Origin of the sequence: Streptomyces chryseus, assembly GCF_014650755.1 — a bacterium.
Lineage (GTDB): Bacteria > Actinomycetota > Actinomycetes > Streptomycetales > Streptomycetaceae > Streptomyces > Streptomyces chryseus.
This window is the reverse complement of sequence record NZ_BMVO01000019.1, coordinates 1-26,347: the sequence shown is the minus strand read 5'-3', so window position 1 is coordinate 26,347 and position 26,347 is coordinate 1. Positions and strand designations below refer to the sequence as shown.

General features: G+C 70.4%; 26 protein-coding genes, 1 tRNA gene and 1 riboswitch. Of the genes, 19 read left to right on the top strand and 8 right to left on the bottom strand.

The genetic code is table 11. The annotated features are described in order from the left end of the window. Nucleotides 1-258 precede the first annotated feature (258 nt). Nucleotides 259-2,061: an RDD family protein gene (locus IE185_RS24065; protein WP_189715981.1), complete on the top strand. Its 1,803-nt coding sequence runs from the start codon at nt 259-261 to the stop codon at nt 2,059-2,061. A gap of 70 nt (nt 2,062-2,131) precedes the next feature. Beyond that, nucleotides 2,132-2,908, top strand: coding sequence for an RDD family protein (locus tag IE185_RS24060; protein ID WP_189715979.1), 777 nt, complete (start codon nt 2,132-2,134; stop codon nt 2,906-2,908). Here IE185_RS24060 and IE185_RS24055 read toward each other — a convergent pair. Further along, nucleotides 2,897-3,244 carry a hypothetical protein gene (locus tag IE185_RS24055; RefSeq protein WP_138898349.1) on the bottom strand — a complete coding sequence of 116 codons (348 nt, stop codon included), beginning with the start codon at nt 3,242-3,244 and terminating at the stop codon, nt 2,897-2,899. The two genes, IE185_RS24060 and IE185_RS24055, sit on opposite strands and share 12 nt — an antisense overlap. 431 nt (nt 3,245-3,675) lie before the next feature. On the opposite strand from IE185_RS24055, the gene IE185_RS24050 reads away from it, so the two are divergent. Both IE185_RS24050 and IE185_RS24045 read left to right on the top strand, forming a co-directional pair. Next, the gene (locus IE185_RS24050; protein WP_138898352.1) at nt 3,676-6,033 is read left to right on the top strand and encodes an immune inhibitor A domain-containing protein; all 2,358 of its coding nucleotides are present in this window, start codon (nt 3,676-3,678) and stop codon (nt 6,031-6,033) included. A gap of 144 nt (nt 6,034-6,177) precedes the next feature. Further along, entirely contained in the window at nt 6,178-6,492 is a 315-nt protein-coding gene (locus IE185_RS24045) for a hypothetical protein (protein WP_138898350.1), read from the top strand. A 43-nt stretch (nt 6,493-6,535) separates the two neighbouring features. Here the strand turns inward: IE185_RS24045 and IE185_RS24040 are convergent, their stop codons facing one another. Both IE185_RS24040 and IE185_RS24035 read right to left on the bottom strand, forming a co-directional pair. After that, on the bottom strand, nt 6,536-7,120 hold the full coding sequence (locus IE185_RS24040; RefSeq protein ID WP_138898351.1) for an isochorismatase family protein: 585 nt from the start codon (nt 7,118-7,120) through the stop codon (nt 6,536-6,538). Nucleotides 7,121-7,294: 174 nt separating this feature from the next. Next, nucleotides 7,295-8,623: a nicotinate phosphoribosyltransferase gene (locus IE185_RS24035; RefSeq protein ID WP_138896766.1), complete on the bottom strand. Its 1,329-nt coding sequence runs from the start codon at nt 8,621-8,623 to the stop codon at nt 7,295-7,297. Nucleotides 8,624-8,704: 81 nt separating this feature from the next. On the opposite strand from IE185_RS24035, the gene clpS reads away from it, so the two are divergent. From clpS to IE185_RS23990, 10 genes are all read left to right on the top strand, one after another. Continuing rightward, complete coding sequence (clpS, locus tag IE185_RS24030; protein WP_138896765.1) at nt 8,705-9,019, top strand: ATP-dependent Clp protease adapter ClpS; 315 nt, start codon at nt 8,705-8,707, stop codon at nt 9,017-9,019. After that, on the top strand, nt 9,019-9,630 hold the full coding sequence (locus tag IE185_RS24025) for a DUF2017 domain-containing protein (RefSeq protein WP_138896764.1): 612 nt from the start codon (nt 9,019-9,021) through the stop codon (nt 9,628-9,630). The genes clpS and IE185_RS24025 overlap by 1 nt, the downstream gene beginning before the upstream one ends. 336 nt (nt 9,631-9,966) lie before the next feature. Beyond that, nucleotides 9,967-11,418, top strand: a complete 1,452-nt coding sequence (locus tag IE185_RS24020; protein ID WP_138896763.1) for an amino acid permease — start codon at nt 9,967-9,969, stop codon at nt 11,416-11,418. 89 nt (nt 11,419-11,507) lie between these two features. Continuing rightward, the gene (locus IE185_RS24015; protein ID WP_138896762.1) at nt 11,508-11,924 is read left to right on the top strand and encodes a M67 family metallopeptidase; all 417 of its coding nucleotides are present in this window, start codon (nt 11,508-11,510) and stop codon (nt 11,922-11,924) included. A gap of 115 nt (nt 11,925-12,039) precedes the next feature. Continuing rightward, nucleotides 12,040-12,163, top strand: a riboswitch (cobalamin riboswitch). Between the two features lie 41 nt (nt 12,164-12,204). Beyond that, nucleotides 12,205-13,188 carry an ABC transporter substrate-binding protein gene (locus IE185_RS24010; RefSeq protein ID WP_138896761.1) on the top strand — a complete coding sequence of 328 codons (984 nt, stop codon included), beginning with the start codon at nt 12,205-12,207 and terminating at the stop codon, nt 13,186-13,188. A gap of 8 nt (nt 13,189-13,196) precedes the next feature. Beyond that, a complete protein-coding gene (locus IE185_RS24005; protein ID WP_138896760.1) occupies nt 13,197-14,255 on the top strand; it encodes a FecCD family ABC transporter permease in 1,059 nt (352 codons plus the stop codon). Continuing rightward, on the top strand, nt 14,252-15,025 hold the full coding sequence (locus tag IE185_RS24000; RefSeq protein WP_138896759.1) for an ABC transporter ATP-binding protein: 774 nt from the start codon (nt 14,252-14,254) through the stop codon (nt 15,023-15,025). Before IE185_RS24005 ends, IE185_RS24000 begins: the two co-directional genes overlap by 4 nt. Before the next feature lie 69 nt (nt 15,026-15,094). Further along, entirely contained in the window at nt 15,095-15,205 is a 111-nt protein-coding gene (locus IE185_RS34030) for a putative leader peptide (protein ID WP_341870216.1), read from the top strand. Between the two features lie 103 nt (nt 15,206-15,308). Next, on the top strand, nt 15,309-15,596 hold the full coding sequence (locus IE185_RS23995; RefSeq protein WP_138896758.1) for a MoaD/ThiS family protein: 288 nt from the start codon (nt 15,309-15,311) through the stop codon (nt 15,594-15,596). Next, nucleotides 15,596-16,546 carry a PLP-dependent cysteine synthase family protein gene (locus IE185_RS23990; protein WP_138896757.1) on the top strand — a complete coding sequence of 317 codons (951 nt, stop codon included), beginning with the start codon at nt 15,596-15,598 and terminating at the stop codon, nt 16,544-16,546. Before IE185_RS23995 ends, IE185_RS23990 begins: the two co-directional genes overlap by 1 nt. A 157-nt stretch (nt 16,547-16,703) precedes the next feature. Here IE185_RS23990 and IE185_RS23985 read toward each other — a convergent pair whose 3' ends face one another. Then, nucleotides 16,704-17,222, bottom strand: a complete 519-nt coding sequence (locus IE185_RS23985) for a type II toxin-antitoxin system PemK/MazF family toxin (protein WP_189715977.1) — start codon at nt 17,220-17,222, stop codon at nt 16,704-16,706. A 173-nt stretch (nt 17,223-17,395) separates the two neighbouring features. Between IE185_RS23985 and IE185_RS23980 the strand changes: the two genes are divergently transcribed. Continuing rightward, nucleotides 17,396-18,148 carry an MBL fold metallo-hydrolase gene (locus IE185_RS23980; RefSeq protein ID WP_138897416.1) on the top strand — a complete coding sequence of 251 codons (753 nt, stop codon included), beginning with the start codon at nt 17,396-17,398 and terminating at the stop codon, nt 18,146-18,148. Nucleotides 18,149-18,220: 72 nt separating this feature from the next. Here the strand turns inward: IE185_RS23980 and IE185_RS23975 are convergent, their stop codons facing one another. Beyond that, nucleotides 18,221-19,486, bottom strand: a complete 1,266-nt coding sequence (locus tag IE185_RS23975; protein ID WP_138897417.1) for a PTS transporter subunit EIIC — start codon at nt 19,484-19,486, stop codon at nt 18,221-18,223. A 236-nt stretch (nt 19,487-19,722) separates the two neighbouring features. Further along, complete coding sequence (locus IE185_RS23970) at nt 19,723-20,994, bottom strand: PTS transporter subunit EIIC (protein WP_138897415.1); 1,272 nt, start codon at nt 20,992-20,994, stop codon at nt 19,723-19,725. Nucleotides 20,995-21,157: 163 nt separating this feature from the next. Here IE185_RS23970 and IE185_RS23965 point away from each other — a divergent pair, with 163 nt between their 5' ends. The 4 genes from IE185_RS23965 to rdgB all read left to right on the top strand — a co-directional run bounded on the left by IE185_RS23965 (nt 21,158) and on the right by rdgB (nt 23,447). Then, nucleotides 21,158-21,448, top strand: a complete 291-nt coding sequence (locus IE185_RS23965) for a PTS sugar transporter subunit IIB (protein ID WP_268245854.1) — start codon at nt 21,158-21,160, stop codon at nt 21,446-21,448. 123 nt (nt 21,449-21,571) lie between these two features. Beyond that, the gene (gene rph / locus IE185_RS23960; RefSeq protein WP_138897414.1) at nt 21,572-22,303 is read left to right on the top strand and encodes a ribonuclease PH; all 732 of its coding nucleotides are present in this window, start codon (nt 21,572-21,574) and stop codon (nt 22,301-22,303) included. A 131-nt stretch (nt 22,304-22,434) separates the two neighbouring features. Then, nucleotides 22,435-22,833, top strand: a complete 399-nt coding sequence (locus IE185_RS23955) for a hypothetical protein (protein WP_138897413.1) — start codon at nt 22,435-22,437, stop codon at nt 22,831-22,833. Between the two features lie 11 nt (nt 22,834-22,844). Continuing rightward, entirely contained in the window at nt 22,845-23,447 is a 603-nt protein-coding gene (rdgB, locus tag IE185_RS23950; RefSeq protein ID WP_138897412.1) for an RdgB/HAM1 family non-canonical purine NTP pyrophosphatase, read from the top strand. Between the two features lie 39 nt (nt 23,448-23,486). Here rdgB and IE185_RS23945 read toward each other — a convergent pair. Further along, nucleotides 23,487-23,570: transfer RNA gene (locus tag IE185_RS23945), tRNA-Leu, on the bottom strand. Nucleotides 23,571-23,618: 48 nt separating this feature from the next. After that, nucleotides 23,619-24,617, bottom strand: coding sequence for an HNH endonuclease (locus tag IE185_RS23940; protein ID WP_138897411.1), 999 nt, complete (start codon nt 24,615-24,617; stop codon nt 23,619-23,621). Nucleotides 24,618-26,347: the final 1,730 nt, after the last annotated feature.

Here is a 26,347-nt window from a genome sequence, read left to right as displayed (position 1 = left end):
CACCGGGAGAGAGCGGCCAGGCGTGCGTTCATTACGCGACTTCGGGAGACGAGTTCGGCCTGCTCCTTGCGGAGGGAGAGGAGACGAACGACGATGCGGAGGTCGCGGAGGCGCGGGGAAGACGGCGGGCATACCACGGAGAGGCCCCGGGGATGCCCGGAAAGAGGTGCTTCCCCTGGGACGGGCCCGGCGCGTCGCGGCGGTCTGATAGATGTGGACCTCGATAACGAGGCCATCGACTAGATACGGGACACGGTGATGAGCGCCCCCACCCCGGCCAGCGGCGACAGCAGCCCCACTCCTGGCTACTATCCCGACCCGTCCATCCCCGGCTACGTCCGGTTCTGGAACGGGGCGTCCTGGGTGCCCGGAACCAGTCGCCCCGCCCCGGCGGACAGCGAGGGAATGCCAGCCGCGCCCGCCGGCGCGGCGGCGCCCGCCCCCGCCCCGGCCCCGGTGCCCGCCGTCGAGGAGACCGGTCCGGTCTTCTTCGACGAGGAACCGGAAGGCGCGCACCTGCACGGCAACACCCCGGAACCGGCGTCCGCCTGGCAGGCGGACACGTCCCGCCAGACCGGCTTCGGCGGCGACCGCGACCGCCGCGTCTCCTGGGGCTCCACCGCGACCCCGGCCGCCGACGGCACCGCGCCCTCCGCGTCCGGCGACAGCGGCGGTACGTCGGGTTCCGCCCCCGGCGGCTCGGCGGACCCCCGGCGCGCCTCCGGGGACCAGCGTCGCGGGGCCGGCGGGGTCGACCTCCGGCGTACGGGCGGCTCCGCGCCGGAAGCCGCGCCGGGAGCGGCCGGTGAACGTGACCCGCGCGGCACCGGGGACGACCCCAGCGGCGGCGCGCTTCCCGGCGTCCGCCGGCCCGGCCGGGCCTCGCCTCCCGACGACGGCACGGTCACCATCCGGTCCCTGCGCCGGGGCGGCGCGGAGTCCCCGCGCACGACCCAGGCCGACGGCACGATGGCCATCCGCACCATGACCCCGGGCGCCAACCGCCCCCAGCTCCCGGACCAGAACCGCCCCCGGACCCCGGGCCAGACCCAGCCCTCCGGCCAGGGGCACGCGGCGGGCCAGGGACGCGCCGCCACCCAGGGCCGGACCCCGGGCCAGACCCAGGCCCCCGGCCAGGGCCAGACGCCCGGCCAGGGCCAGACGCCCGGCCAGGGCCACGTGCCCGGCCAGGCGCAGCCGTCCGGCCAGGGCCAGGCCCCCGGCCGTCCGCAGCCCACGGGCCAGGGCCACGCGCCCGCGCAGGGCCACGTCTCCGCGCAGGGGCAGGTTCCGGGCCAGGCGCAGCCCTCCGCGCAGGTGCCGCACGCCGCCGGCCAGGGGCACGCCGCCGCGCAGGGCACGCCCTCCGCGCAGGCCGGCGGGCCGGGGCTGCACGCCGGGCAGGGCGCTGCCGGGGCCGCCCCTGTCTCCGCCGGGGCCGGTGGCGGGGCCGCCTCCTGGGCGCAGCAGGTGCACCGGCTGGCGCAGCCGGACCAGGAGGAGGGCGCGTCGCCCGTCGTGCCGTGGAAGCCGCCGGTCAGCGACCCGTTCCTCCAGGCCGCCCAGGCGCAGGCGGCGGCCAGGCCCGCCGGCCTCGCCAAGCGGCTGGCCGCACGGCTGATCGACACCGTCGTCCTCGGCGGCGCGGTCGCCGCGATCGCCGTACCGCTCGTGTCGGCGGCGCTCGCGCACATCGACGACAAGATCGAGGCGGCGAAGCTGTCCGGCGAGACCGTGACCGTATGGCTGCTCGACGGAACCACCGCCGGCTACCTCGGCATCGTGCTCGGCGCGTACCTCCTCATCGGAGTGGTGTACGAGGTGCTGCCGACGGTCAAGTGGGGCCGTACGCTCGGCAAGAAGCTGTGCCGCATGCACGTACGGGACATCGAGGCGCACGAGCCCCCGACGTTCGGCCCGGCGCTGCGCCGCTGGCTCGTGTACGGCGTGCTCGGCGTCCTCGCGATCGGGATCGTCAACGCCGCGTGGTGCCTTTTCGACCGCCCGTGGCGTCAGTGCTGGCACGACAAGGCGGCGCGTACCTTCGTCGCGGGGGACTGACGGGCAGCCAGGTCCCCCGAACGGCACCCGACCGGATGCGGGCGGCGGGCGGGCGCGGTCGACTGCCGTTATGAGCACTGACCAGCCGCCGCCCGGCCAGCCGTCCGATGACGACCCGTTCCGCAAGAAGCCCCCGCCGGACCAGCCGCCGTCGACGCCCCCACCACCGCCACCCCCGTCCGGCGGCGGCCCGTACGACACCGGCGGACCGGGCGGACCCAGCGGCCCGGGCGGACCGGGCGGACCGGCCGGCCCCGGTGGTCCTGGCGGCCCCTCCGGCCCCGGCCCCGGTGGCGGATCGCCGTACGGCGACCCCTACGGCGGCGGCCCGTACGGCTCTCCGCCCCCGCCCTACAGCGGCGGCGCCGCCGACCCGCTCGCCGGGATGCCGCCGCTCGCGCCCACCGGCAAGCGGATCGCGGCGCGGCTCGTCGACATCCTCATCGTCGGTGTGCCGCTGGGGCTCATCGGCTGGCTGCTCGGCATGTTCGACAGCTACAACAGCGACGACTGGGACGAAGTCTCGACCATGTCGGACGGCAAGTCGCTGATCTGGCAGCTCGTGACGATGGTCGTGTACATCGGCTACGACACCTACTTCACGGCCAAGGACGGCCGGACCGTGGGCAAGCGGCTGATGAACCTGCGCGTCGCCATGCTCAACAGCGGGATGATCCCCGAGACGAACGCGTCGCTGCTGCGCGCCGTCGTCCTGTGGGTGCCGGCGCTGATCTGCTGTTTCTGCCTGTGGTGGATCATCAACCTGGTGATGATCCTGGTCGACAAGCCCTACAAGCAGGGCCTGCACGACAAGGCGGCCAAGACGGTGGTGGTGTCAACCACGTAGCGAGTGCCCGCCGACCGCCGAGTGGGCCCGCGAGGACCGCGCGGAGACGGAACGCGGGCCGGGCACCCGGGCGTCGGCGGCGTCCGGCCCGGCGGACTCGGGCCGGGCACCGGTGGGCGTCGTGGAGGCGGCCGCGTCGTTCGCATCGCGAACCGTGCGCGCCGCCTTCGCCGTGGGCACCGTCAGCGAGACCAGCAGGCCCAGGGCCAGCGCCGCGAGTGCGATGACGGCGACACCGATGCCGGCCGCCGTCCCGGACAGCAGCAGCATGGCGATGGTCGAGAACACGACGGTGGCTGAACCGTATGCGAACTGTGCGGCAGTCGGACGCGGCATGGCGATTTCCGTCCTCGGAGCAGCGGTAGGGGTGGCAGTCTCAACCGGGTCGCACTTCGGGCGACTCTACGACGGTGAATGCCCGCACGGAACCGGTAGTAAGCGTGACCTAACCCACGGTGCCGGTGCATCAGGGGCGCACGGAGTCATTCCGCATCCCGTCTGGTGGGATCGACGCGCCCTGCCGGCGGCCGGCGACTGATCCGAAAGCGTCCGGTATCCGGAACTGCGCTTCTGCATAGTGCAATTGAGCTGTCCAAGTCAAGATCTGTCTTTTCTTCGGCAACTCCGGTCGAATGTCGTCACTTGAGACGCGCGCCGCGCCCGGAATACCCCTCACCCTCTTCCGTGCTGACGCGGCCCGCGGGGGAGGACATCATCAAGTGACCACCAACCGAGGGCGGATCAGAGCCGCTGCCGTAGTCGTGGCCATGGCCGCGACCGCCGCGACGGCCTCCGCGTTCGCCACCGCTCAGGCTGACGAGAAGCCTGTGAGCGCGGCGGACAAGGCCGGGATCGAGCGCCGCGACCCGGCGCCCGCCAAGGGGCACGTCGAGCACGACCTCGAAGGACCGTTCAGCAAGCAGCAGGAGCTGGAGCGCAAGGCCGCGCTGGAGCAGGTCGTCGCCGGGGATGCGACCGTGCAGAAGCGCGGCGCGTCCAAGGTCGTCAAACTCGACGACAAGAAGTACGTCGAGCTGGGCCGCGAGAAGACCGACAAGATCTTCACGATCCTGGTGGAGTTCGGCGACAAGGTCGACGACACGACCATGTTCGACCCGGACGGCGACGGCCCCGAGCCGCCCGTCAAGAAGTACGGCGGCGAGCCCGGCCCCGCGCACAACCGGATAGCCGAGCCGGACCGTTCCGAGGACAACTCGACGGCCTGGCAGAAGGACTACGACCAGAAGCACTTCCAGGAGCTGTACTTCGGCGAGGGCAAGGGCAAGGACTCCCTCAAGACGTACTACGAGAAGACCTCCTCCGGCCGCTACTCGGTCGACGGCGAGGTCTCCGACTGGGTCAAGGTCGACTACAACGAGGCCCGTTACGGCTCCAACTACTGCGGCGACAGCAACTGCGCCAACGTCTGGGACACCGTCCGCGACGGCGTCACCGCCTGGTCCGCCGACCAGAAGGCCAAGGGCCGGACGGACGCCCAGATCAAGTCGCAGCTCGCCGGTTACGACCAGTGGGACCGCTACGACTTCGACGCCGACGGCAACTTCAACGAGTCCGACGGCTACATCGACCACTTCCAGATCGTCCACGCGGGCGAGGACGAGTCGGCGGGCGGGGGCGCCCAGGGCGAGAACGCCCTGTGGGCGCACCGCTGGTACGCGTACGGCACCGACGCCGGCAAGACCGGCCCGGCGAACAACCCGGCCGGCGGCACCCAGATCGGCAGGACCGGCATCTGGGTCGGCGACTACACGATGCAGCCGGAGAACGGCGGCCTCGGCGTCTTCGCCCACGAGTACGGCCACGACCTGGGCCTGCCCGACCTGTACGACACCTCGGGCAAGGGCGAGAACGGCGTCGGCTTCTGGTCGCTGATGTCGGCCGGCTCCTGGCTCGGCAAGGGCAAGACCGAGATCGGCGACCTGCCCGGCGACATGACCGCCTGGGACAAGTTCCAGCTGGGCTGGCTCGACTACGACGAGGCCAAGGCCGCGACGAAGTCGAAGCACAAGCTGGGCGTCTCGGCGTACAACACCAAGAACCCGCAGGCGCTCCTCGTCGAGTTGCCCAAGAAGCCCGTCACCACGACTGTCGTGAAGCCCGCCGAGGGCTCCAAGCAGTGGTGGAGCGACATGGGCGACGACCTCAAGAACACCCTGACCCGTTCCGTGGACCTGACCGGCAAGGCCAAGGCCGAGCTGTCGCTCCAGGGCTGGTGGGACATCGAGGCCAACTACGACTGGCTGTACGCCGAGGTCTCGACCGACGCGGGCAAGACCTGGAACGCCGTCGACGGGACCGCCGACGGCAAGGCGCTCCCGCGCGACGCCGCCGACAAGCCGGGTCTGACCGGTGTGGGCGGCACGTACAAGAAGCTCGCCTTCCCGCTCGACGCCTACGCGGGCAAGAAGATCGACCTGCGCTTCCGCTACCAGACGGACGGCGGCGCGGGCGGCAAGGGCTTCGCGGCCGACGCGATCACGGTGACCGCCGACGGCAGGCCGGTGTTCACCGACAGCGCCGAGGGTGACGACAACGGCTGGACGGCGAAGGGCTTCTCGCGCATCGCCGAGTCCTTCACCAAGGACTACGGGCAGTACTACCTGGCCGAGAACCGTCAGTACGTGTCGTACGACAAGACCCTGAAGGTCGGCCCGTACAACTTCGGGTTCGCTCCCGACCGGCCGAGCTGGGTCGAGCACTACCCGTACCAGAACGGCCTGATGATCTGGCTGTGGGACACCTCGCAGAAGGACAACAACACCAGCGCCCACCCGGGCAAGGGCCTGATCCTGCCGGTCGACGCGCACGCCGAGCCGCTGAAGTGGGCGGACGGCAAGCTGCTGCGGAACAAGATCCAGTCCTACGACGCCACCTTCAGCAAGTACCGCACCGACCGCTTCACGCTGCACAGCGCGAACGTGCCGCTGAAGCTCGCGTCGCAGAAGGGCGTCCCGGTCTTCGACGACCGCAAGGGGACGTACTGGTACAAGGAGAACCCGACCGGTGGTGTGGACGTTCCTGACACCAACACCCGGATCTCGATCGTCAGCGAGCCCAAGAGCGGCTCGACGATCACCGTGAAGGTCGGGCCCTCGACCAAGTAATTCGGCCACTCGTTCGAGAAGAAACGCAACACCGCAGGTCAGAGCATGATCGGCCGTCGCCCTCTAGCGGGCGGCGGCCGTTCGCGTTTAGATGCCTCTTGACCAGCTCTTGTTGACACGACGTCTTATGGGGGATTGATCGGCATGTCCGGTGGAGGTTTCGTACGGTTGCCCGGCGGCAGCGTGGTGGTGGCACTGACGCTGCCCAGCCCGGAGTCCGAGGGCCGCAAGGTCCGCGTCCTGGTCCACTCGGTGAACCGTGCCCGCGCCCTGACCAGGCTGCGGAACCACGGTCTGCGGGCCGTCTACCTGCGGGGCAACGCCCACCCGCCGACGCCGGACGAGATCACCGCCGTACTGCACCACCCGGACGGCCTGCTGTGGCGTACGGCGCCGCAGGAGACGGTGGAGCTCTGGCACCCCATACGGGCGCTGCTCAGACCCGTACGCCCGGCGTGAGCGGGCGGGGGGCCGCCGCCGGGCCGCACCGGCGGCCCGTCCGCTAGACCACCGGCTTCCCGGACAGCTCCACGCCCGCCTCGCGCATCTGCTCCAGGGCCCGCTCCGTCGTCGCCTCGGCGACGCCGGCCGTGAGGTCGAGCAGGACGTGGGTGGTGAAGCCCTCGCGGACCGCGTCCAGGGCCGTCGCCCGGACGCAGTGGTCCGTGGCGATGCCGACCACGTCGACCTCGGTCACCCCGCGCTCCCGGAGCCAGACGGCCAGCCCCGTCCCGTTCTCGTCGGTTCCCTCGAAGCCGCTGTACGCCGCCGCGTGGGCGCCCTTGTCGAAGACCGCGGCGATGGCGCCCGAGGCGACGGCCGGCGCGAAGTTCGGGTGGAAGCCCACGCCCTCCGTACCGGCTACGCAGTGCACCGGCCAGGAGTGGACGTAGTCCGGGTTGGCGGAGAAGTGGTCGCCGGGGTCGACGTGGTGGTCGCGGGTGGCCACGACATGGCGGTACCCGGCCGGGGCCTCGCCGATCAGCTCGGTGACGGCGGCGGCGACGTCGGCGCCGCCCGCCACCGCGAGGCTGCCGCCCTCGCAGAAGTCGTTCTGAACGTCCACGACGATCAAGGCGCGGTGCATGGCGGGGGCCCTTCGGTGGGGATTCGGCGGCGGGGGGTTCGTGTTCTGTTGTGCGGGTGTTGGTTCGAGAGTAGAGATTCCAACGGCCTTGCGGCAGGGGGCCTTTGGCTGCTAGGGGCACGCGTCGGGCCGGACGCCCGCCCTCAGCCTTGCCGCTGCCCGCTCACCCCCCGTTCATGCGTACTCCGTGGGGATCACCGGCTCGCCCCTGGACAGCTGCACCGCCGACATCGGCAGGCCCGCGCGCGCCGCGATGTGCCGCTGCCGTACGTCGTCCAGCGGCTCGCGCGCCACGACCGCGCCGCTCTTGATCAGCTCGATCTGCAGCTGCCGGTCCACCAGCTCCGGCGGTACCGGCCCGGTGCCCACCACCTCGGCCTCGGCGATGCCGTACGCGTCGGGGCGGCGGGCCGCCCACTTGCGGCCGCCGATGGAGGTCTTGCCGCCCGTCGACTTCTTCGCCACCGGCAGGAGCGGGGCCGCCGGGTCGGCCGAGCCGGCCCGGGCGACCAGCTTGTAGACCATGGAGCAGGTGGGGTGCCCGCTGCCGGTGACCAGCTGCGTGCCCACGCCGTACGCGTCGACCGGAGCCGCCGCCAGCGAGGCGATGGCGTACTCGTCCAGATCGCTGGTCACCACGATCCTCGTGCCGGTGGCGCCCAGCTCGTCCAGCTGGTCGCGCACCCGGTGCGCGACCAGCAGCAGGTCCCCGGAGTCGATGCGGACGGCCCCGAGGTCCGGCCCGGCGACCTCGACGGCGGTACGGACCGCCTCGGCGACGTCGTACGTGTCGACCAGGAGCGTCGTGCCGCTGCCGAGCGAGGCGACCTGCGCCCGGAAGGCGTCGCGCTCGCTGTCGTGCAGCAGCGTGAAGGCGTGCGCGCTGGTGCCGACGGTGGGGATGCCGTACCGGAACCCGGCCGCGAGGTCGGAGGTGGAGGTGAATCCGCCGACGTACGCCGCGCGCGACGAGGCGACGGCGGACAGTTCGTGCGTCCGGCGGGCGCCCATCTCGATCAGCGGCCGGTCACCCGCGGCGGAGGCCATCCGGGAGGCGGCGGCCGCGATGGCGGAGTCGTGGTTGAGGATCGAGAGGATCACGGTCTCCAGGAGCACGCACTCGGCGAAGCTGCCCTCGACCCGCAGGACGGGCGAACCCGGGAAGTAGACCTCGCCCTCCGGGTAGCCCCACACGTCGCCCGTGAAGCGGTACGAGGCGAGCCACTCCAGCGTCGGCTCGTCGACGATCGCGTGCTCCCGCAGGAAGCCCAGCACGCCGGCGTCGAAACGGAAGTTCTCCACGGCGTCCAGGACCCGCCCGGTGCCCGCCACGACGCCGTACCGGCGTCCCTCGGGGAGCCTGCGGGTGAAGACCTCGAAGACGGAGTGCCGGTCGGCGGTGCCGGCCCTGAGGGCGGCCTGGAGCATCGTGAACTCGTACTGGTCGGTGAAGAGCGCTGTCGACGGCACATCCACCGGCAGGCCAAGATCCGCAGTGTTCATGGCAAAGATGCTACCGCCAATCTCGTCAGAGTGACGATTTCTACGTGGCCGTTTGTGCGACGGCACCTCCCGGGTGGCACCATGGGACAAGTGAGTACGGCTCCCGCAGAGATCGAACGCCCGGAATCGGCCGAGGAAACCTTCGCCGTCCCCGAACCCGACGTCCCCTGGGTGACGCTGGTCCACAACGACCCCGTCAATCTCATGAGCTATGTCGCGTATGTCTTCCAGACGTACTTCGGCTACTCCAAGGACAAGGCGCACAAGCTGATGCTGGACGTTCACCACAAGGGCCGCGCGGTCGTCTCCAGCGGCAGCCGCGAGGAGATGGAGCGCGACGTGCAGGCGATGCACGGCTATGGGCTGTGGGCGACCCTCACGCAGGACCGCGGCTGATGGCCGGGCTCTTCGAGGAAATCCCCGGCGGCGGCGTGGCCGTCGCGCTCGACGAGGTCGAGATCTCGATCCTGCGCAGCCTGGCCGTACAGCTCCTCGAACTCGTCGGGCCCGGCGACCAGCCGGCGGCCGGCGAGGACCCGCTGGCGGCGCTGTTCGCGGAGGGGCCCAGCGAGGCGCCGTCCGACCCCGCGCTCGCCCGGCTCTTCCCCGACGCGTACGGCGATCCGCAGGCCGATCCCGAGGACGCGCACGAGCGCGCGGTGCGGGCCAACTCCGCCGAGTTCCGGCGCTTCACCGAGAACGACCTGCGCGAGCGCAAGCGCGAGGACGCGCTCGCCGTCGTACGCAGCCTCGACGCGCTCGTCACCGGGGGCGGGAGCGGCGCCGTGCTCAAACTGGCGGACGACGAGTGCAGGCGCTGGCTCGGGACGCTCAACGACTTGCGGCTGACCATCGGCACGCGCCTGGAGGTCACCGACGATGACGACGCCGCCGAGAACGGGGAGCTCTACCGGCTGCCGGACTCCGACCCGCGCAAGCCGATGGTGATGGCGTACCTGTGGCTCGGCGCGCTCCAGGAGAGCCTCGTCGAAACGCTCATGCCCTGACCTGTCAGGACATATCGATCTCGGCGTTCGCTCAACGGACACTCAAATCCGGATAACGATCGCATTAACGCCCGGGGGCCCTTTGGGGCCTCGGGCGTTATTTGTCCCATTTTTCCCGTGGGGTGCGCCACATTGGGCGCAGTGGATCACTGTTGCGGGCGTGATAAATCTTCACGACCGCCCGGGGACGCCACCCCTGTCCCCGGGGGCGCTGACGCCGGCTGACCCCGGCACGCAACTCCATTCCACATCCGGGGGCCGAGCCCCTCAAAGGATCGTCACAGTCGATCCGAGCCGTTCAAGGCCGGATCGGCATGGAGAAAGGCGCGACACACCATGACCTCAGTGCAGGTCGACAAGCAGCACGACGGCAGTGAGGCCGAAGGCGCGACATCCGGCGAGGGTTACCAGCGCGGACTCGGGGCCCGTCAGATCCAGATGATCGCGATCGGCGGCGCCATCGGCACCGGCCTCTTCCTCGGCGCGGGCAAGGGCATCTCCATCGCCGGCCCCAGCCTGATCCTGGCCTACGCCATGGCCGGCCTCGTCATCTTCTTCATCATGCGGGCGCTCGGCGAGCTCCTCATGTACCGCCCGGTCTCCGGTTCCTTCTCGGAGTACGCCCGCGAGTTCGTCGGCCCCTTCGCGGGCTTCGTGACCGGCTGGACGTACTGGCTCTTCTGGGTCGTCACCGGCATCACCGAAGTCACCGCAGCCTCCGAGTACATGCAGTACTGGACCAAGGGCACCGACGGCTGGACCGATCAGCCGCAGTGGGTCTTCGCCCTGATCTTCACGGTGCTCCTCTTCTGCGTGAACCTGATCTCCGTCAAGCTCTTCGGCGAGCTGGAGTTCTGGTTCTCGATGATCAAGGTCACCGCGATCGTCGGCATGATCCTGATCTGCGCCGGCATCCTCACCCTCGGCTTCTCCGACGCCGGCGACACCGCCTCGGTCACCCTGCTCTGGGACCAGGGCGGCTTCTTCCCCAACGGCATCGGCCAGACGCTGATGACCCTCCAGCTGGTCATGTTCGCCTTCCTCGCCGTCGAGCTGGTCGGCGTCACCGCGGGCGAGGCCAAGGACCCGCAGACGGTCCTGCCCAAGGCCATCAACACCGTCCCGTGGCGCATCGCCGTCTTCTACGTCGGCGCGCTGATCATGATCCTGTCGGTCGTCCCGTGGACCCACTTCCAGCCGGGCGTCTCGCCGTTCGTGGCGGCCTTCGAGAAGATGGGCCTCGGCGTCGGCGCGGCCATCGTCAACTTCGTGGTCCTCACCGCCGCCCTGTCCTCCTGCAACTCGGGCATGTACTCCACCGGCCGCATGCTGCGCGACCTCGCGCTCAACGGCCAGGGCCCGAAGTTCTTCACCAAACTGACCAAGAACGGCCTGCCCCTCGTGGGCACGTCCTTCTCCGCCGCCCTGATGCTGGTCGGCGTGTGGATCAACTACCAGTGGCCGGGCGAGGCGTTCAACTACGTCGTCTCCTTCGCGACCATCTCCGGCATGTGGGCCTGGATCATGATTCTGGTCAGCCAGATCCGCTACCGCGCCAAGTCCGACCGCGGCGAGCTGCCGAAGTCCTCCTTCCGGGCCCCGGGAGCGCCGTACACGAGCTGGTTCGCCCTGCTCTTCATCGGCATGGTCATCGTGATGATGGGCATCGACAAGGACGCGCGGATCTCGCTGTACTGCGCGCCGCTGTGGGCGCTGCTGCTGGGCGTCTCCTGGCTGGTGCTGAAGAAGCGCGCGACGGTGTCGCAGAGCGTCCCGCCGAAGGCCTGATCCCTTCCGGGCCCTGCCCGGTCCCAGCATGTGGTCCCGCCCGTACCATCCCTCGGTACGGGCGGGACCCTTTGCTTATCCTGGGGCCCATGCTGACCCTTTCCCAGGCCCTGTACGACCAGATCGTCGCGCACGCCCGCGCGGACCACCCCGACGAGGCGTGCGGCGTGGTCGCCGGTCCGGCCGGGTCCGGGCGCCCCGAGCGCTTCATCCCGATGCTGAACGCCGCCCGCTCGCCCACGTTCTACGAGTTCGACTCCTCGGACCTGCTCAAGCTCTACCGCGAGATGGACGACCGGGACGAGGAGCCCGTCATCATCTACCACTCGCACACGGCGACCGAGGCGTACCCGTCCCGCACGGACATCAGCTACGCGAACGAGCCGGGCGCCCACTACGTCCTCGTCTCCACCGCCGACACGGACGACGCCGGCCCCTTCCAGTTCCGCTCGTTCCGCATCGTGGACGGCGTGATCACCGAGGAAGAGGTCAAGGTCGAGGCGTAACCGCCACCGGCCACCGCGCATGCGCGCGGCGTACACGCACGGGGCCCCGGGGCGCCGGGCGAGGGCAACTGACCCCGGCCGGACGACGATGCCCCGCGGCCCAGTGACACACTGTGCAACGACCCGGGCGGCAGGACCCAGGAAGCCGGTGCGAATCCGGCACGGTCCCGCCACTGTGACCAGGTCATGGCCGTCGCCATGCCTGGAAGCCAGGAACTGACCTGCCGCCTCCCGCACCACCGACCAGGGGACGAGGACATCCCCCGGAGGAGGCACCACCGTGTTCCGTTCCAGGCGTACCCGCCGCGCCCTCGCAGCCGCCGCCCTCCTCTCCCTCACCGCCTGCACCACGGCCGGCGAACAGCCCCGGCCCGCGCCGAAAGCGGCACACGGCTTCCCCTACACCGTCACCAACTGCGGCGTGAAGACGACGTACATGGCGCCCCCCTCCCGCGTCGTCACGATGAACCAGCACGTCACCGAAGTCATGCTGGAACTCGGCCTCGCCAAGTCCCTCGTCGGCACCGCCTACCTCGACGACAAGGTCCTGCCCGCGTACGAGAAGGACTACGAGGCCACCCCGGTGCTGGCCGAGGAGTACCCCTCGTACGAGAAGCTGCTCGCCGCCAACCCCGACTTCGTGTACGGCGGTTACGCCTCCGCGTTCTCCGCCGGCGACGGCCGCAGCCGCGAGACGCTGAAGAAAGCCGGCATCGACTCCCGCCTGAACATGGAGTACTGCGCCGACGGCAAGACCTCGATGGACGCCCTCTACCAGGAGATCCGCGAAGTCGGCCGCACCTTCGGCGTCTCCGCGCGCGCCGAACGCTGGGTCGAGAAGGCCAAGAAGGGGAACGCCGCCACCGAGAAGAAGCTCGCGGGCGCCGACCCCGTCCGGGTCTTCGTCTACGACGGCGGCGACAAGACCGCCTCCACCATCGGCGGCGCCGGCATCGGCCACGAGATGGTCAGGCGGGCCGGCGGCGAGAACGTCTTCGCCGACCTCCCCAAGCCGTTCGCCGACACCTCCTGGGAGACCGTCGTCGACCGCGCACCCGAGGCGATCGTCATCCTCGACTACGGCACCACCACCGTCGCCCAGAAGAAGCGGCGGCTCCTCGACGACCCGGCCCTCGCCGACGTCCCCGCCGTCAAGAACAAGCGCTTCGCCGTCCTCCCGCTCTCCGACATGGTCCTCGGCGTACGCGCCCCGGCCGCCGTCGACAAACTCGCGCGCCGGCTCCACCCCGAGCTCGAGAAGTAGCGGCAGCCGTGACCTGCGAGACCCCCGCCGCACGCGGGCGGCTGCGCTACACCCTGCTCGTCGCCGCGCTCGCCGCCGTGCTCGTCTGCGCGGCGGTCGCGGGACTCGTCCTCGGCTCGGTACGCATCCCCGCCCCACAGGTGCTGCGGACCCTCACCGGCGCCGCCGAGCCCGGCCCGTACCGCACGATCGTCCTCGACGTGCGGCTGCCCCGCGTCCTGCTCGGAGCCGTCGTCGGCGCCGGGCTCGCGGTCATCGGCACCGTCCTGCAGGCCCTCGTGCGCAACCAGCTCGCCGACCCCTTCCTCCTCGGCGTCTCCTCCGGCGCGTCGGTCGGCGCGGTCGGCGCCATCGTGCTCGGCATCGGCGCGGGCGCGGGCATCGCCACCACCGTCACCGTCCCGCTGGCCGCCTTCGCCGGCGCACTCGGCTCGCTCGTCCTCGTGTACGGGCTCGCACGCGGCGGCGGCGCCCTCACCACCGGTCGGCTCCTGCTCGCCGGAGTGGCCGTCTCGTACATCCTGTCCGCCCTGACCAGCCTCCTGATGGTCACCTCGGCCCGCGCCGACCACCTGAAGGAGATCCTCCACTGGACGCTCGGCGGCCTCGGCAGCGCCCGCTGGGAGATGCTCGCGCTGCCCACGGCCGTCCTCGCCGTCGGCACCGCCGTCCTCCTCACCCTCGCCCGGCCGCTCGACCTCCTCCTGGTCGGAGAGGAGGGCGCCACCGTCCTCGGCCTCGACACCGGCCGCTTCCGGGCCGCCGTCTTCGTCCTGGCCTCCCTGCTCACCGGCGTACTCGTCGCCTTCAGCGGCGCGATCGGCTTCGTCGGCCTGATGGTCCCGCACGCCGCCCGCACGGCCGTCGGCGCCGGACACCGCAGGCTGCTGCCCGTCGCCGCGCTCGGCGGGGCGGCCTTCCTGGTCCTGGCCGACCTGGCGGCCCGTACCGTCGCCGCGCCCCAGGACATACCCGTCGGCGTACTGACCGCCCTCACCGGCGGCCCGTTCTTCCTGTGGATGCTGCGCCGCCGGCCCTACGGAACGACCGCGGGAGCCGCCGCATGACAAGCCTCACCACCGAGGGCCTCTCGTACGGCGTCGACGGCCGCCACCTCGTCGACGACGTCACCCTGACCGCCGCCGACGGCGAGACCGTCGGCCTGGTCGGCCCCAACGGGAGCGGCAAGACGACCCTGCTGCGCTGCGTGTACGGAACCCTGCGCCCCAGCCACGGCCGGGTCCTCCTCGACGGCGAGGACCTGCACGCCATGCGTCCCAAGGCGCGCGCCCGGCGCATCGCGACCGTCCCGCAGGACAGCGCGGCCGTCTTCGAACTGACGGTCCGTGAGGTCGTCGCCATGGGCCGCTCCCCGCACAAACGCTTCTGGGAACAGGACACGGACGCCGACGACACCCTCGTACGCCTGGCCCTCGCCCGTGTCGGCATCACGGACCTCGCGGACCGCGCCTTCCCGTCCCTCTCCGGCGGCGAACGCCAGCGGGCCCTCACGGCCCGCGCCCTCGTCCAGCAGCCGTCCCTCGTCGTCCTCGACGAACCGACCAACCACCTCGACATCCGCTACCAGCTGGAGATCCTCGGCCTGGTGCGCGACCTGGGCACCACGAACCTGCTCGCCCTGCACGACCTGAACCTCGCGGCGTACTACTGCGACCGGATCTACGTCCTGGACCATGGCAGGGTCGTCGCGTCCGGGCCGCCGAAGGACGTCCTGACGGTGGACCTCCTGCGGACCGTCTACGGAGTGAGTGCCGAGGTCAGCGCCCATCCGACGACCGGCGCGCCGACCGTCGTCTACCTGCCGGTGTCCACGTGACGAGCACTTTTCGACCACCATGTGAGATCACATACCGGCAATCGGGCCGGGAATCTATACGATGACCGCATGGTTCCCCACGACGTGAGTGAGACGACGCCGAGCACCGTGCTGCTCGTGGCGCGCCTGCACGTCGACCTGTGCCGGCTCGCCAGCGCAATCTGTACGCCTACGGCCTGAGCCACGGGCCAACCAGCACTCGTACACGCACACGCTTGCCCCTGCGCGGGGGACGAACTGCCGCGCGCCTTTCACGCCACCCTCCTGACAGGAGTCGAAAGCCATGGCCATCGAGGTCCGCATCCCGACCATCCTCCGCACCTACACCGACGGCGCCAAGGCCGTCCAGGGCGACGGCGAAACGATCGCCGACCTCTTCGCGGACCTGGAAGCCCGGCACACCGGCATCCAGGAGCGACTCATCGACCACGCGAACAACGGCCAGCTGCGCCGCTTCGTGAACGTCTACCTCAACGACGAGGACGTCCGCTTCCTCGACGGCATCTCCACCAAGCTCGCCGACGGCGACAGCGTCACCATCCTCCCGGCCGTAGCCGGCGGCATGGTCTGATGCGGTACGACTCCCCACTGGCGGCGGTCGGCAACACGCCGCTCGTCCGCCTCCCGAGGCTCTCCCCGTCGGACGACGTCCGCATCTGGGCCAAGCTGGAGGACCGCAACCCGACCGGCTCGATCAAGGACCGCCCCGCGCTCCACATGGTCGAACAGGCGGAGAAGGACGGCAGGTTGACGCCGGGCTGCACCATCCTGGAGCCCACCAGCGGCAACACCGGCATCTCGCTCGCGATGGCGGCCCGCCTCAAGGGCTACGACATCGTGTGCGTCATGCCGGAGAACACCTCCCAGGAGCGGCGCGACCTGCTCGCCATGTGGGGCGCGAAGATCATCTCCTCCCCGGCGGCGGGCGGCTCCAACACGGCCGTACGGGTCGCCAAGGAGCTCTCGGCGGAGAACCCCTCCTGGGTGATGCTGTACCAGTACGGCAACCCGGACAACGCGGGGGCGCACTACGCCACCACCGGCCCGGAGATCCTCGCCGACCTCCCGACCATCACGCACTTCGTGGCGGGCCTCGGCACCACGGGCACGCTCATGGGCGTGGGCCGCTACCTGCGCGAGAACCTCCCCGACATCAAGATCGTCGCCGCCGAGCCGCGCTACGACGACCTGGTGTACGGCCTGCGCAACCTCGACGAGGGCTTCGTCCCCGAGCTGTACGACGCGTCCGTCCTGACCACGCGCTTCTCGGTCGGCTCGGCGGACGCCGTCACGCGGACCCGCGAACTCCTCCAGCAGGAAGGAATCTTCGCCGGCGTCTCGACGGGCGCCGCGCTGCACGCGGCGATCGGGGTCGGGAAGAAGGCGGTCAAGGCGGGGGAGCGGGCGGACATCGTCTTCGTCGTCGCGGACGGCGGCTGGAAGTACCTGTCGACGGGCGTGTACACGGCACCCACCACCGAGGCGGCCATCGAAACCCTCCAGGGCCAGCTCTGGGCATGACGCCGACACCGCCCCGGACAACGGACACCGGACGGGGCGGCCGGGCCCGCTGAACAGAATCCTCCCGCTCGGCGGGCCCCACGGTACTCAGGGGCCGCACGTGAGCGGCGAACCCACTGCGCGGCCGCCCGCTCATCCGCCACCGCTTGCCCCGCCGTCAGCGAGCCAGATGCCGGACCCGCTTCCAGACCGCGCGGTCCGCGACCCCGACCCGCCGCCGGAACCCCCGCACCCCCACGTCCCGCAGCTCGTCCGTCTCCAGGAAACTCGGCCGGCCCCGCGCGTCCCCCACCGCCCCCGGCGGCAGCGCGATCACCCCGGGCCGCTCCTCGTGGTGCTTGCTGGTGATCTTCGCGATCAGCGCACTGTCGCCCCGTACGGACAACACCAGGCACGGCCGGTCCTTGGACCCGGGCCCGTCCTCGTACGGCACATCGGCCCACCAGATCTCCCCGGCCCGGGGCACCCGCACCCCCGACGGTCCCCGGGGCTCGCGGGTCGCCCGGGGCCCCCGTTCCGGCCGCCCCGCCCCCAGCGGACGCCCCGGGGGCCGCGCCCGCCCCCCGCGCCGGTCCCCGGGCCGCCGCCTTGGCGAGCGACCCCGCCCGTCCACGACAGCCGCGACCAGCGCGAGCACCACCACGGCGACCAGCGCCACCCACCAGGACGTGTCCATCCCCCGACCGTACCGGCGCGCCGCCCGCCCCGCGCGCGCCGCCCGAACCGGTGACAACGCAGGTGAGTTCCCCCACAACGCCCCGCCATCAAGGAGCGACCGGCTCCGTCGCGCCTTACGCTCGACGAACCCGCACGAACCCTCCCCGTCCCTGTCACGGAGGTTCACGCTCCATGAAGCTCACCGTCGTCGGCTGCTCAGGGTCGTTCCCGTCCGCGGAATCGGCCTGCTCGAGCTACCTCGTCGAGGCCGACGGCTTCCGGCTGCTTCTCGACCTGGGCAACGGCGCCCTCGGCGAGCTGCAGCGCCACGTCGGTCTCTACGACATCGACGCTGTCTTTCTCAGCCACCTGCACGCCGATCACTGCATCGACATGTGCGGCTACTTCGTCGCGCGCTACTACCGCCACGAGGGCGGCCGCGCCCCCGCGATCCCCGTGTACGGCCCCGAAGGCACCGAGCAGCGCCTCACGACGGCGTACGCCGACACGCCGACCGAGAAGTCGATGGCCGAGGTCTTCGAGTTCCACACGCTGAAGCCCGGCGTGTTCGACATCGGCCCCTTCTCGGTCCGCACGGAGAAGGTGGCGCACCCGGTCGAGGCGTACGGCATCCGGATCGAGCACGGCGGCAGGTCCCTCACGTACTCGGGCGACACCGGCGAGTGCGCGGCCCTGCGGGAACTGGCCGACGGCGTCGACCTGTTTCTGTGCGAGGCGTCGTTCACGTACGGCAAGGAGGACATCCCGGGCCTCCACCTGAACGGCCGCGAGGCGGGCGAGTGCGCCGAGCGGGCGGGCGTGGGCCGGCTGGTCCTCACGCACATCCCGCCGTGGACGGACCCCGAGGTGAACCTGGCCGACGCGCGAGCGGTGTACACCGGCCCGGCGGAACTGGCGGTCGCGGGCGCGGAGTACGAGATCTGACGTACCCGGGACACGGCAGAGGGCCCCGGACCAGTGAGCGGTCCGGGGCCCTCGCGCGCGTACGGCCCGGGCCTACTTCGCCTCGGCCTTCTGCAGCTCGGCGATCTCCTCGTCGGACTCGCGGCCCGGCGTCGGCAGGTTGAACTTCGTGATCGCGAAGCGGAAGACCACGTAGTAGACGGCCGCGAAGCACAGGCCGACCAGGAGCAGCGTCCACGGCTTCGTCGCGATGCCGATGTTCAGGCCGAAGTCGATCGCGCCGGCCGAGAAGCCGAAGCCGTCCTTCATGCCGAGGCCCCAGGTCAGGGCCATGGAGACACCGGTCAGCACCGCGTGGATCGCGTACAGCACCGGCGCGATGAACATGAACGTGAACTCGATCGGCTCGGTGACGCCCGTGAAGAACGACGTCAGCGCGAGGGAGAGCATCATGCCGCCGACGACCTTGCGCCGCTCGGGACGGGCGCAGTGCACGATCGCCAGGCAGGCTGCCGGGAGGGCGAACATCATGATCGGGAAGAAGCCGGTCATGAACTGTCCGGCCGACGGGTCGCCGGCGAGGAAGCGGGCGATGTCGCCGCTCTTGCCCTCGTACGTACCGGCCTGGAACCACGGGAACGAGTTCAGCAGGTGGTGCATGCCGACCGGGATCAGCGCGCGGTTCGCGACGCCGAAGATGCCCGCGCCGACGGCGCCGGAGCCGACCAGCCACTCACCGAAGTTGTGCAGACCCGTGCCGAGGACCGGCCAGATGAAGCCGAAGACGATGCCCACGACCAGGCCGGCGAAGGCGGAGAGGATCGGGACGAGACGGCGGCCGCCGAAGAAGCCCAGCCAGTCCGGCAGCGTCTTGCGGTAGAACTTCTGGTACAGCAGGGCGACGACGATGCCCATGACGACGCCGCCGAGCACCTTGGCGTCGACCGGGGCCTCCGTCATGACGATCTTGTTCTCGACCACCTTCGCCACCTTGGGCAGGTTGGGGTCGGTGAAGGTCGCCAGGACGTTCTTGAAGACGAGGTAGCCGGTGACGGCCGCGAGCGCGGTCGAGCCGTCCGACTTCTTCGCGAAGCCGATCGCGATGCCCACGGCGAACAGCAGCGCCATGTTGTCGAGGATCGCGCCGCCGCCGGCGGCCATGTAACCCGCGATCTTGGTGATGAACTCGGGGAACGATTCGCGGCCGAGCATGTCGGCGTTGCCGAGCCGGACCAGGAGCGCCGCCGCGGGCAGCACCGCGACGGGCAGCATCAGGCTGCGGCCGATGCGCTGCATGACAGCCATCGCGCCGGCGCCCTTCTTCTTGGGGGCCGCGGGGGCGGCGGTGTCCGTGGACATCATTTCCTCCATGGGGCAAGGCGCCGCCAGGGGGAACCGGGGGACGGCGGCGTCTCGGGGCACATCGCGGCGCATCGCCACGTGGTCTACACCACTCAGTGGTGTAGACCTGTTTTAGCATGGTGAAGGACGGATAAGGAACCCGCGATTCCCGTGCTCCGGAACACATCCGGTCAGGCACGGCGAAAGCCCCCGGACCGGACGGGTCCGAGGGCCTCGCGCGGGGGCGGGGAGGGCTACTTGACGCTCTCCTCCTCCGCCTCCTTCTCGATCTCCTCCGGTTCGCGGCCCGGCGTGGGGATGTTGAACTTCGTGATCACGAACCGGAAGACCACGTAGTACACGACGGCGAAACACAGGCCGATCGGGATGATCAGCCATGGCTTGGTGCCCAGATGCCAGTTGACGACGTAGTCGATCAGACCGGCCGAGAAGCTGAAGCCCGCGTGCACGCCCAGCGCCCATGTGATCGCCATCGAGGCGCCCGTCAGCAGCGCGTGCAGCCCGTACAGCAGCGGCGCCGCGAACATGAAGGAGAACTCCAGCGGCTCGGTCACACCCGTGACGAACGAGGTGAGACCCACCGAGATCATCAGGCCCGTCACCCGCTTGCGGTGCTCGGGGCGGGCGCAGTGCGCGATGGCCAGGGCGGCGGCCGGGAGGCCGAACATCATGATCGGGAAGAAGCCCGACATGAACTGGCCGGCCGAGGGGTCCTCGGCGAAGAACCGCGTCAGGTCGCCCTGGACGATCTTGCCGTCCGCCGCCCGGTACTCACCGGCCTGGAACCAGAAGAAGGTGTTCAGGAACTGGTGCATGCCAATCGGGATCAGCAGCCGGTTGGCGACACCGAAGATGCCCGCACCCCACGCGCCCAGGTCGATCAGCTGCTTCGAGAACCAGGTCAGCGCGTCACCCACCGGCTCCCACAGCAGCCCGAACAGCACCCCGAGGATCACGCAGAGGAACGCCATGATGATCGGTACGAGCCGCCGGCCGTTGAAGAAGCCGAGCCAGTCCACGAGCCGGGTCCGGTGATAGCGCTGCCAGACCACCGCGGTCAGCAGCCCGATGAGGATGCCGCTCAGTACGCCCGGATTCTGCGGCGTCCCCTCCGGCACCAGCTTGGTGACCGAACCGTCGACGGGGAAGGCCTTCAGCACGCTGTTGTAGACCAGGAACCCCGCGACCGCCGCGAGAGCCGTCGAACCGTCGGCCTTCTTCGCGAAGCCGATCGCGACCCCGATGCAGAACAGCAGCGGCAGACCGAACGCCCCGTCCAGGATCGACGTGCCGCCCAGCGTCAGGACCTTGGCGGTCTTGTCCCAGAACGCGCCGTCCAGATACGCCGAGAACAGGTTGCCGAGGCTGACGAGCAGACCGGCCGCCGGGAGGACCGCGACCGGCAGCTGGAGGCTGCGGCCGACCTTCTGCAGTCCTTGGAAGAGACCGTTCCACCACGTGCGCCGCCGCTTCTGTCCCGGCGCGGCCCCGGCGTCTGAACTCATCGGCGTCCTCCCGGAACAAGCCAGGTTTGGCGGGCGTCGCATACTGGTGTAGACCAGTTGCGGTACGGTCCGGAGCTCGGCCGGAAGACAGGGCACCGGTGATCGCCATCATTCGGTACAGGGCGGTTACGCGCCCGAGAAGTTGGGCCAACCGTGAGTTACCGTGGCAAAGCGGCCACGGTCGGCCGAGACTTCCGCTTGGAACAACAGGGAGAAAGACATGGCCAGCAAGGCTGAGAAGATCGTCGCCGGGCTCGGCGGTATCGACAACATCGACGAGATCGAAGGCTGCATCACCCGCCTGCGCACCGAGGTCCACAACCCGGACCTCGTCGACGAGGTCGCCCTCAAGGCCGCCGGCGCCCACGGCGTCGTCAAGATGGGCACCGCGATCCAGGTCGTCATCGGGACGGACGCCGACCCCATCGCCGCGGACATCGAAGACATGATGTGAGTCGCCCGTGACTCCGCCGTGAGGGGCCCCGACCGGACACCCGCGCCATTCCAGCCAAGCGCGGACCCCGAACCGGAACGGGCCCCTCACGCATGGGCGCGCCCGGCCGCTAGGCTCCACCCCATGTCTCGAATCGACGGCCGCACCCCCGAACAGCTCCGCCCGGTCACCATCGAACGCGGATGGAGCAAGCACGCCGAGGGCTCCGTCCTCATCTCCTTCGGTGACACCAAGGTCTTCTGCACCGCCTCCGTCACCGAAGGCGTCCCGCGCTGGCGCAAGGGCAGCGGCGAAGGCTGGGTCACCGCCGAGTACTCGATGCTGCCCCGCTCGACCAACACCCGCGGCGACCGCGAATCCGTACGCGGCAAGATCGGCGGCCGTACCCACGAGATCAGCCGCCTCATCGGCCGCTCGCTGCGCGCCGTCATCGACTACAAGGCACTCGGCGAGAACACCATCGTCCTCGACTGCGACGTACTCCAGGCAGACGGCGGCACCCGCACCGCGGCCGTCACCGGCGCCTACGTCGCCCTCGCGGACGCCGTCGCCTGGGCCCAGACCAAGAAGATCGTCAAAGCCGGACGCAAGCCGCTCGTCGGCACCGTCGCCGCCGTCAGCGTCGGCATCGTCGACGGCGTCCCGCTGCTCGACCTCTGCTACGAGGAAGACGTCCGCGCCGAAACCGACATGAACGTCGTCTGCACCGGAGACGGCCGCTTCGTCGAGGTCCAGGGCACAGCCGAAGCCGAGCCGTTCGACCGCAAGGAACTGAACGCCCTCCTCGACCTCGCGAGCGGCGGCTGCGCCGACCTCACCGCCATCCAGACCCAAGCCCTCGCCGGAACCCTCTGACTGCCGCGCGCCGCGAGCAACCGCGGAGACCCGTTCCGGCGTCTCCCACAGCACGGGCGTACGGGCCGAACCGTACGCCCGTCCGCACACCCGTACCCGCACACCCGTTGAACCTGGGGGAGGACCGCTCCATGCGCAGTCGCCGTAGCAGCCGTACCAGTCGTGTCGCACTCGCCGTCGCCACCGCCGCGGCGCTCACCGGACTCGTCGCCGGCTGCGGAGCCCTCGACAAGGCGATGGACTGCGTCAAGACCGCCGACGCCATCGCCACGAGCGTCGACAAGCTGTCCACGGCCGTGTCCACCGCGGCCGACGACCCCACCCAGCTCAACGAGGCGCTCAACGACATCGACAGGGAACTGACGAACCTCGACGACACCACGGACAACGCGGACCTCTCGAAGGCCGTCGACGACCTGAACAAGGCCGTCGACAACGTCCGCACCGCCGTCGAGAAGGGCGACGAGACGCCCGACATCGGACCCGTCACCGACGCGGCCACCGAGATCGGCAAGGTCTGCACCCCGTAGATACTGGGAGCATGACCCGCCTGATCCTCGCCACCCGCAACGCCGGGAAAATCACCGAGCTGCACGCGATCCTCGCCGACGCAGGTCTCGACCTCGACCTCGTCGGCGCGGACGCCTACCCCGAGATCCCCGACGTCAAGGAAACCGGCGTCACCTTCGCCGAGAACGCGCTCCTGAAGGCCCACGCCATGGCCCGGGCCACCGGCCTGCCGGCCGTCGCCGACGACTCCGGCCTGGCGGTCGACGTCCTCGGCGGGGCCCCCGGCATCTTCTCGGCCCGCTGGTCGGGCACCCACGGGGACGACAAGGCGAACCTCGACCTCCTCCTCGCCCAGCTCGCCGACATCGACGCCCCGCACCGCACGGCCCACTTCGCCTGCGCGGCGGCCCTGGCCCTCCCCGACGGCACGGAACGCGTGGTCGAGGGCCGCCTCCACGGCACCCTGCGCCACACCCCGGCCGGCACGAACGGCTTCGGTTACGACCCGATCCTCCAGCCGGACGGCCACACGGTGACCTGCGCGGAACTGACCCCGGCGGAGAAGAACGCCATCAGCCACCGAGGCAAGGCATTCCGAGACCTGGCCCCGGTGGTGCGGGAGCTGCTGGGCTGAACGCAGAAGGGCCGCCCGGTGGGGCGGCCCTTCACTCTGTGCGGCCGGTGGGATTCGAACCCACACGGGATTTCTCCCACGGCGATCTAAACGCCGCTCGGCTGCCAGTTACGACACGGCCGCCAGCCGCCTGCCATCCTACTGGGCAGGCGGCCGCGATGGCATGGTGCCTTACTGACGTACGGGCTGGCGTCTGCCTCCTCGACACCAGGTGCTCGTGACCGCGTGGCAGTTGGGGCACAGGTAACGCAGATTCTCGGCTCGGTTGTCGAGCCAGTCGCCGCTCACGTGGTCGATCTGGAGGGTGATCGGGCTTCCCTGCCACTCGCCGGCATTCCCGCATGATGTGCAGCGGTACGGGACGCCGATTTCCTGGAGCGCCCGGTGGAGGCGGGTGTGGTTCGCTCGAGGAGAGCCCTTCGGCATCACGACGAGGACGTGTGCTGCGATGGGCTTCTGCTCGGGCACCCGCACGGCGCCCCACGTCCGGCGTTTGAAGTGGCTTGTGTCGAGGCCGATTTCGGCGACCTTGCGGCGTACGCGCCGGTGGTTCGTGTCATGCACGGCGAGGCCGAGGGCGCGCATGACGTCGGCGCAACTCGTGGCGGCGGGAACGGCCGCACGCAGAGCGTGCTCGGAGATCGCCAACCGCGCGTTGCGGAAGTGGCTGGTGTCGATGCCTCGCCGCTTCATCAACGATGCGAGAGCCGCGCGTGACCGACTGTCGTCCGGCACTCCGAGGTGGCGAGCCACGCCTCGGACACTGCTGTTGGAGGCCGCCGCTGCCGCGAGTTCTTCCGTGGTGAACAAGGTGCTGAACGATGCACGACTCATGCCGGGGAAGTGGCTGGTGTCGATGCCGGCGGCTGCTATTCGGCGGCCGATGTGCGACACGGTGCCTGTGGCAGGCGCGGCCCCAAGCTTCGCGACGACTTCACGCAACGTCGTCGAGGAGGCTACGGCGGCAGCGATGGCCTCGTCCGTGTACTTGCGCCAGGGGCTGCGCTTCTTGAAGTGGCTCGTGTCCAGTCCATGCTCCGCCACCTTCTCCTGAAGGGCGCGACGCCGACCGGCGCTTTCGTTGAGCCCAAGTCGACGCATGAGGTCGACCCAGCATGTGGCCTTGGCCACCACCGGAGCCAGTTGTTCTCGTCCGTAAAGCTCAGACACGGATCTCCTCCGGCACGTACCTCATCGGCTTGAGCCCCCTCCGTATACGGCTGCGTGTTCGCGGACTCGCACGGATCAACGAACCGGTTATCGGATGGTTACGTATGAAATGCGGAACGTGGTGCGCCACTTGGGGGTGGGCGGGGCGGGGTACGGGGCTGCGGCGGGTGTGGGGGTCGGGGTGGGGGGTGGGTGCGGGGGCGTTGGTGGGTCGGGGGCGGTGGTTGTTTCTGGTGTGGGGCCGCCTTTTGCGGAGTGTGGCGTCGGAGGCCCGGCCGTCAAGGGCGCTCCTGCGTCGCGTCGCCTTCGGCGATTGCGCTTCGCTTTGACCCTTGACCGCCGAACCTCCGACGCATTGCTTCAGGGGGGCGGCCCCCGGAAGGAAGCCCACGGGGGAGGTTCGGGGAGTGGTCGCGCGCCGTTGCCGGGCGGAGGGTGTGGGGTGGGGGCGCGGTCGGTCTAGGGGTGGTGCGGCCCCAGTCTCAGCGACTTGCGGCGACGGTTGTTGGTGCGACACCACCGTTCCGACGTACACGTGCACACAGGGGGGTGGGCGGCCGGGCTGTCGGGGCGACCTGCGGATCGTGCTGTCTGCGGGTGGGGCGCGGTAGTGGAATGGGGTGACTCGGGCCGGTTCGGCGTCCACCCCCACCGGAAACCGCCCGGACCACAAGCACGGTGCTGGGGTGCGTGGGTGGAGAGCCACCGTCACCCGCACCGGCGGCATCGGAGTAGTGGGCAGCGCTTGGGGGTGGCGGGCAGTGATGGGGCGTGGTTGCACGGCGGCGCGGAGGGTCATCAAACCGCCGCCCCGTGGAGCCGTCGAGCCGTGATGAACCAAAACTCACAGATGACGAACGGAAGCCGTACGGGTGTGACTGACGGGGTGGGAGAGGCGTCGGCTTTCATCAACTGTCGGGATGGGTCCATTTCGGCTCTCTGCGACAACCGTTGAAGCGACCACGACCGCCCGTCCTGCCGTCGCGCGGCGCGACGGCAGGACGGCAGGACGGACAACGGTCATCTTCGACACCCGGGCGTCCGGTGGGACGGATACGGTCGATGTGACGGCCGGAATGGTCGCCTGGCGGGCCGAGCGGGACGGCTCGAGCCGTGACGATCCCTGTCGATCCCTGTCTGCGTGCTCGTGTGGAGCTAACCCGACAGTTGACGCGCACCCACCCCTCCGTAATGGGGGTAAGTCGGGCATTGTGGGCGCAGGGGTTCGTCTTCTGTTGGTTTTGGTTCATCGCGTCCGCGCAGGGACGGCTGACCGCCCCGCTGGTACGGGTCGACAGGTGTCTTCGGCCGGCTCGGCCCTCCGGGCCGTCGGCAGGCCCCCTCCTCCTCCCACTCCCTGGGTGCCCTTCCGCCCACTCACCCCAGTACCGTGCCTGCGCTCCGGGCGGTCTCCGGTGGGGGTGGACGCCACACCACCCGAGTCACCCCACCCCACTCTCGCGCCCCACCCGCAGGCAGCACGGTCCGCAGGTCGCCCCGACAGCGCGGCCGCCCACCGGCCTGGGTGCATGTGTACGTCGGAATGGTGGTGTCGCACCAACAACCGTCGCCGCACCCGCTGAGACTGGGGCCGCACCACCCCCGGAAGCTACCGCGCCCCACCCACACACCCGACAGCCACCAAACCCACCCGCACCGACAGACCCGCTGCCGTGCTGGGCGTTTCTTCTTGGGCCGTCCCCTGTTGAGCGTCAGCGGTGGGCCGGGGT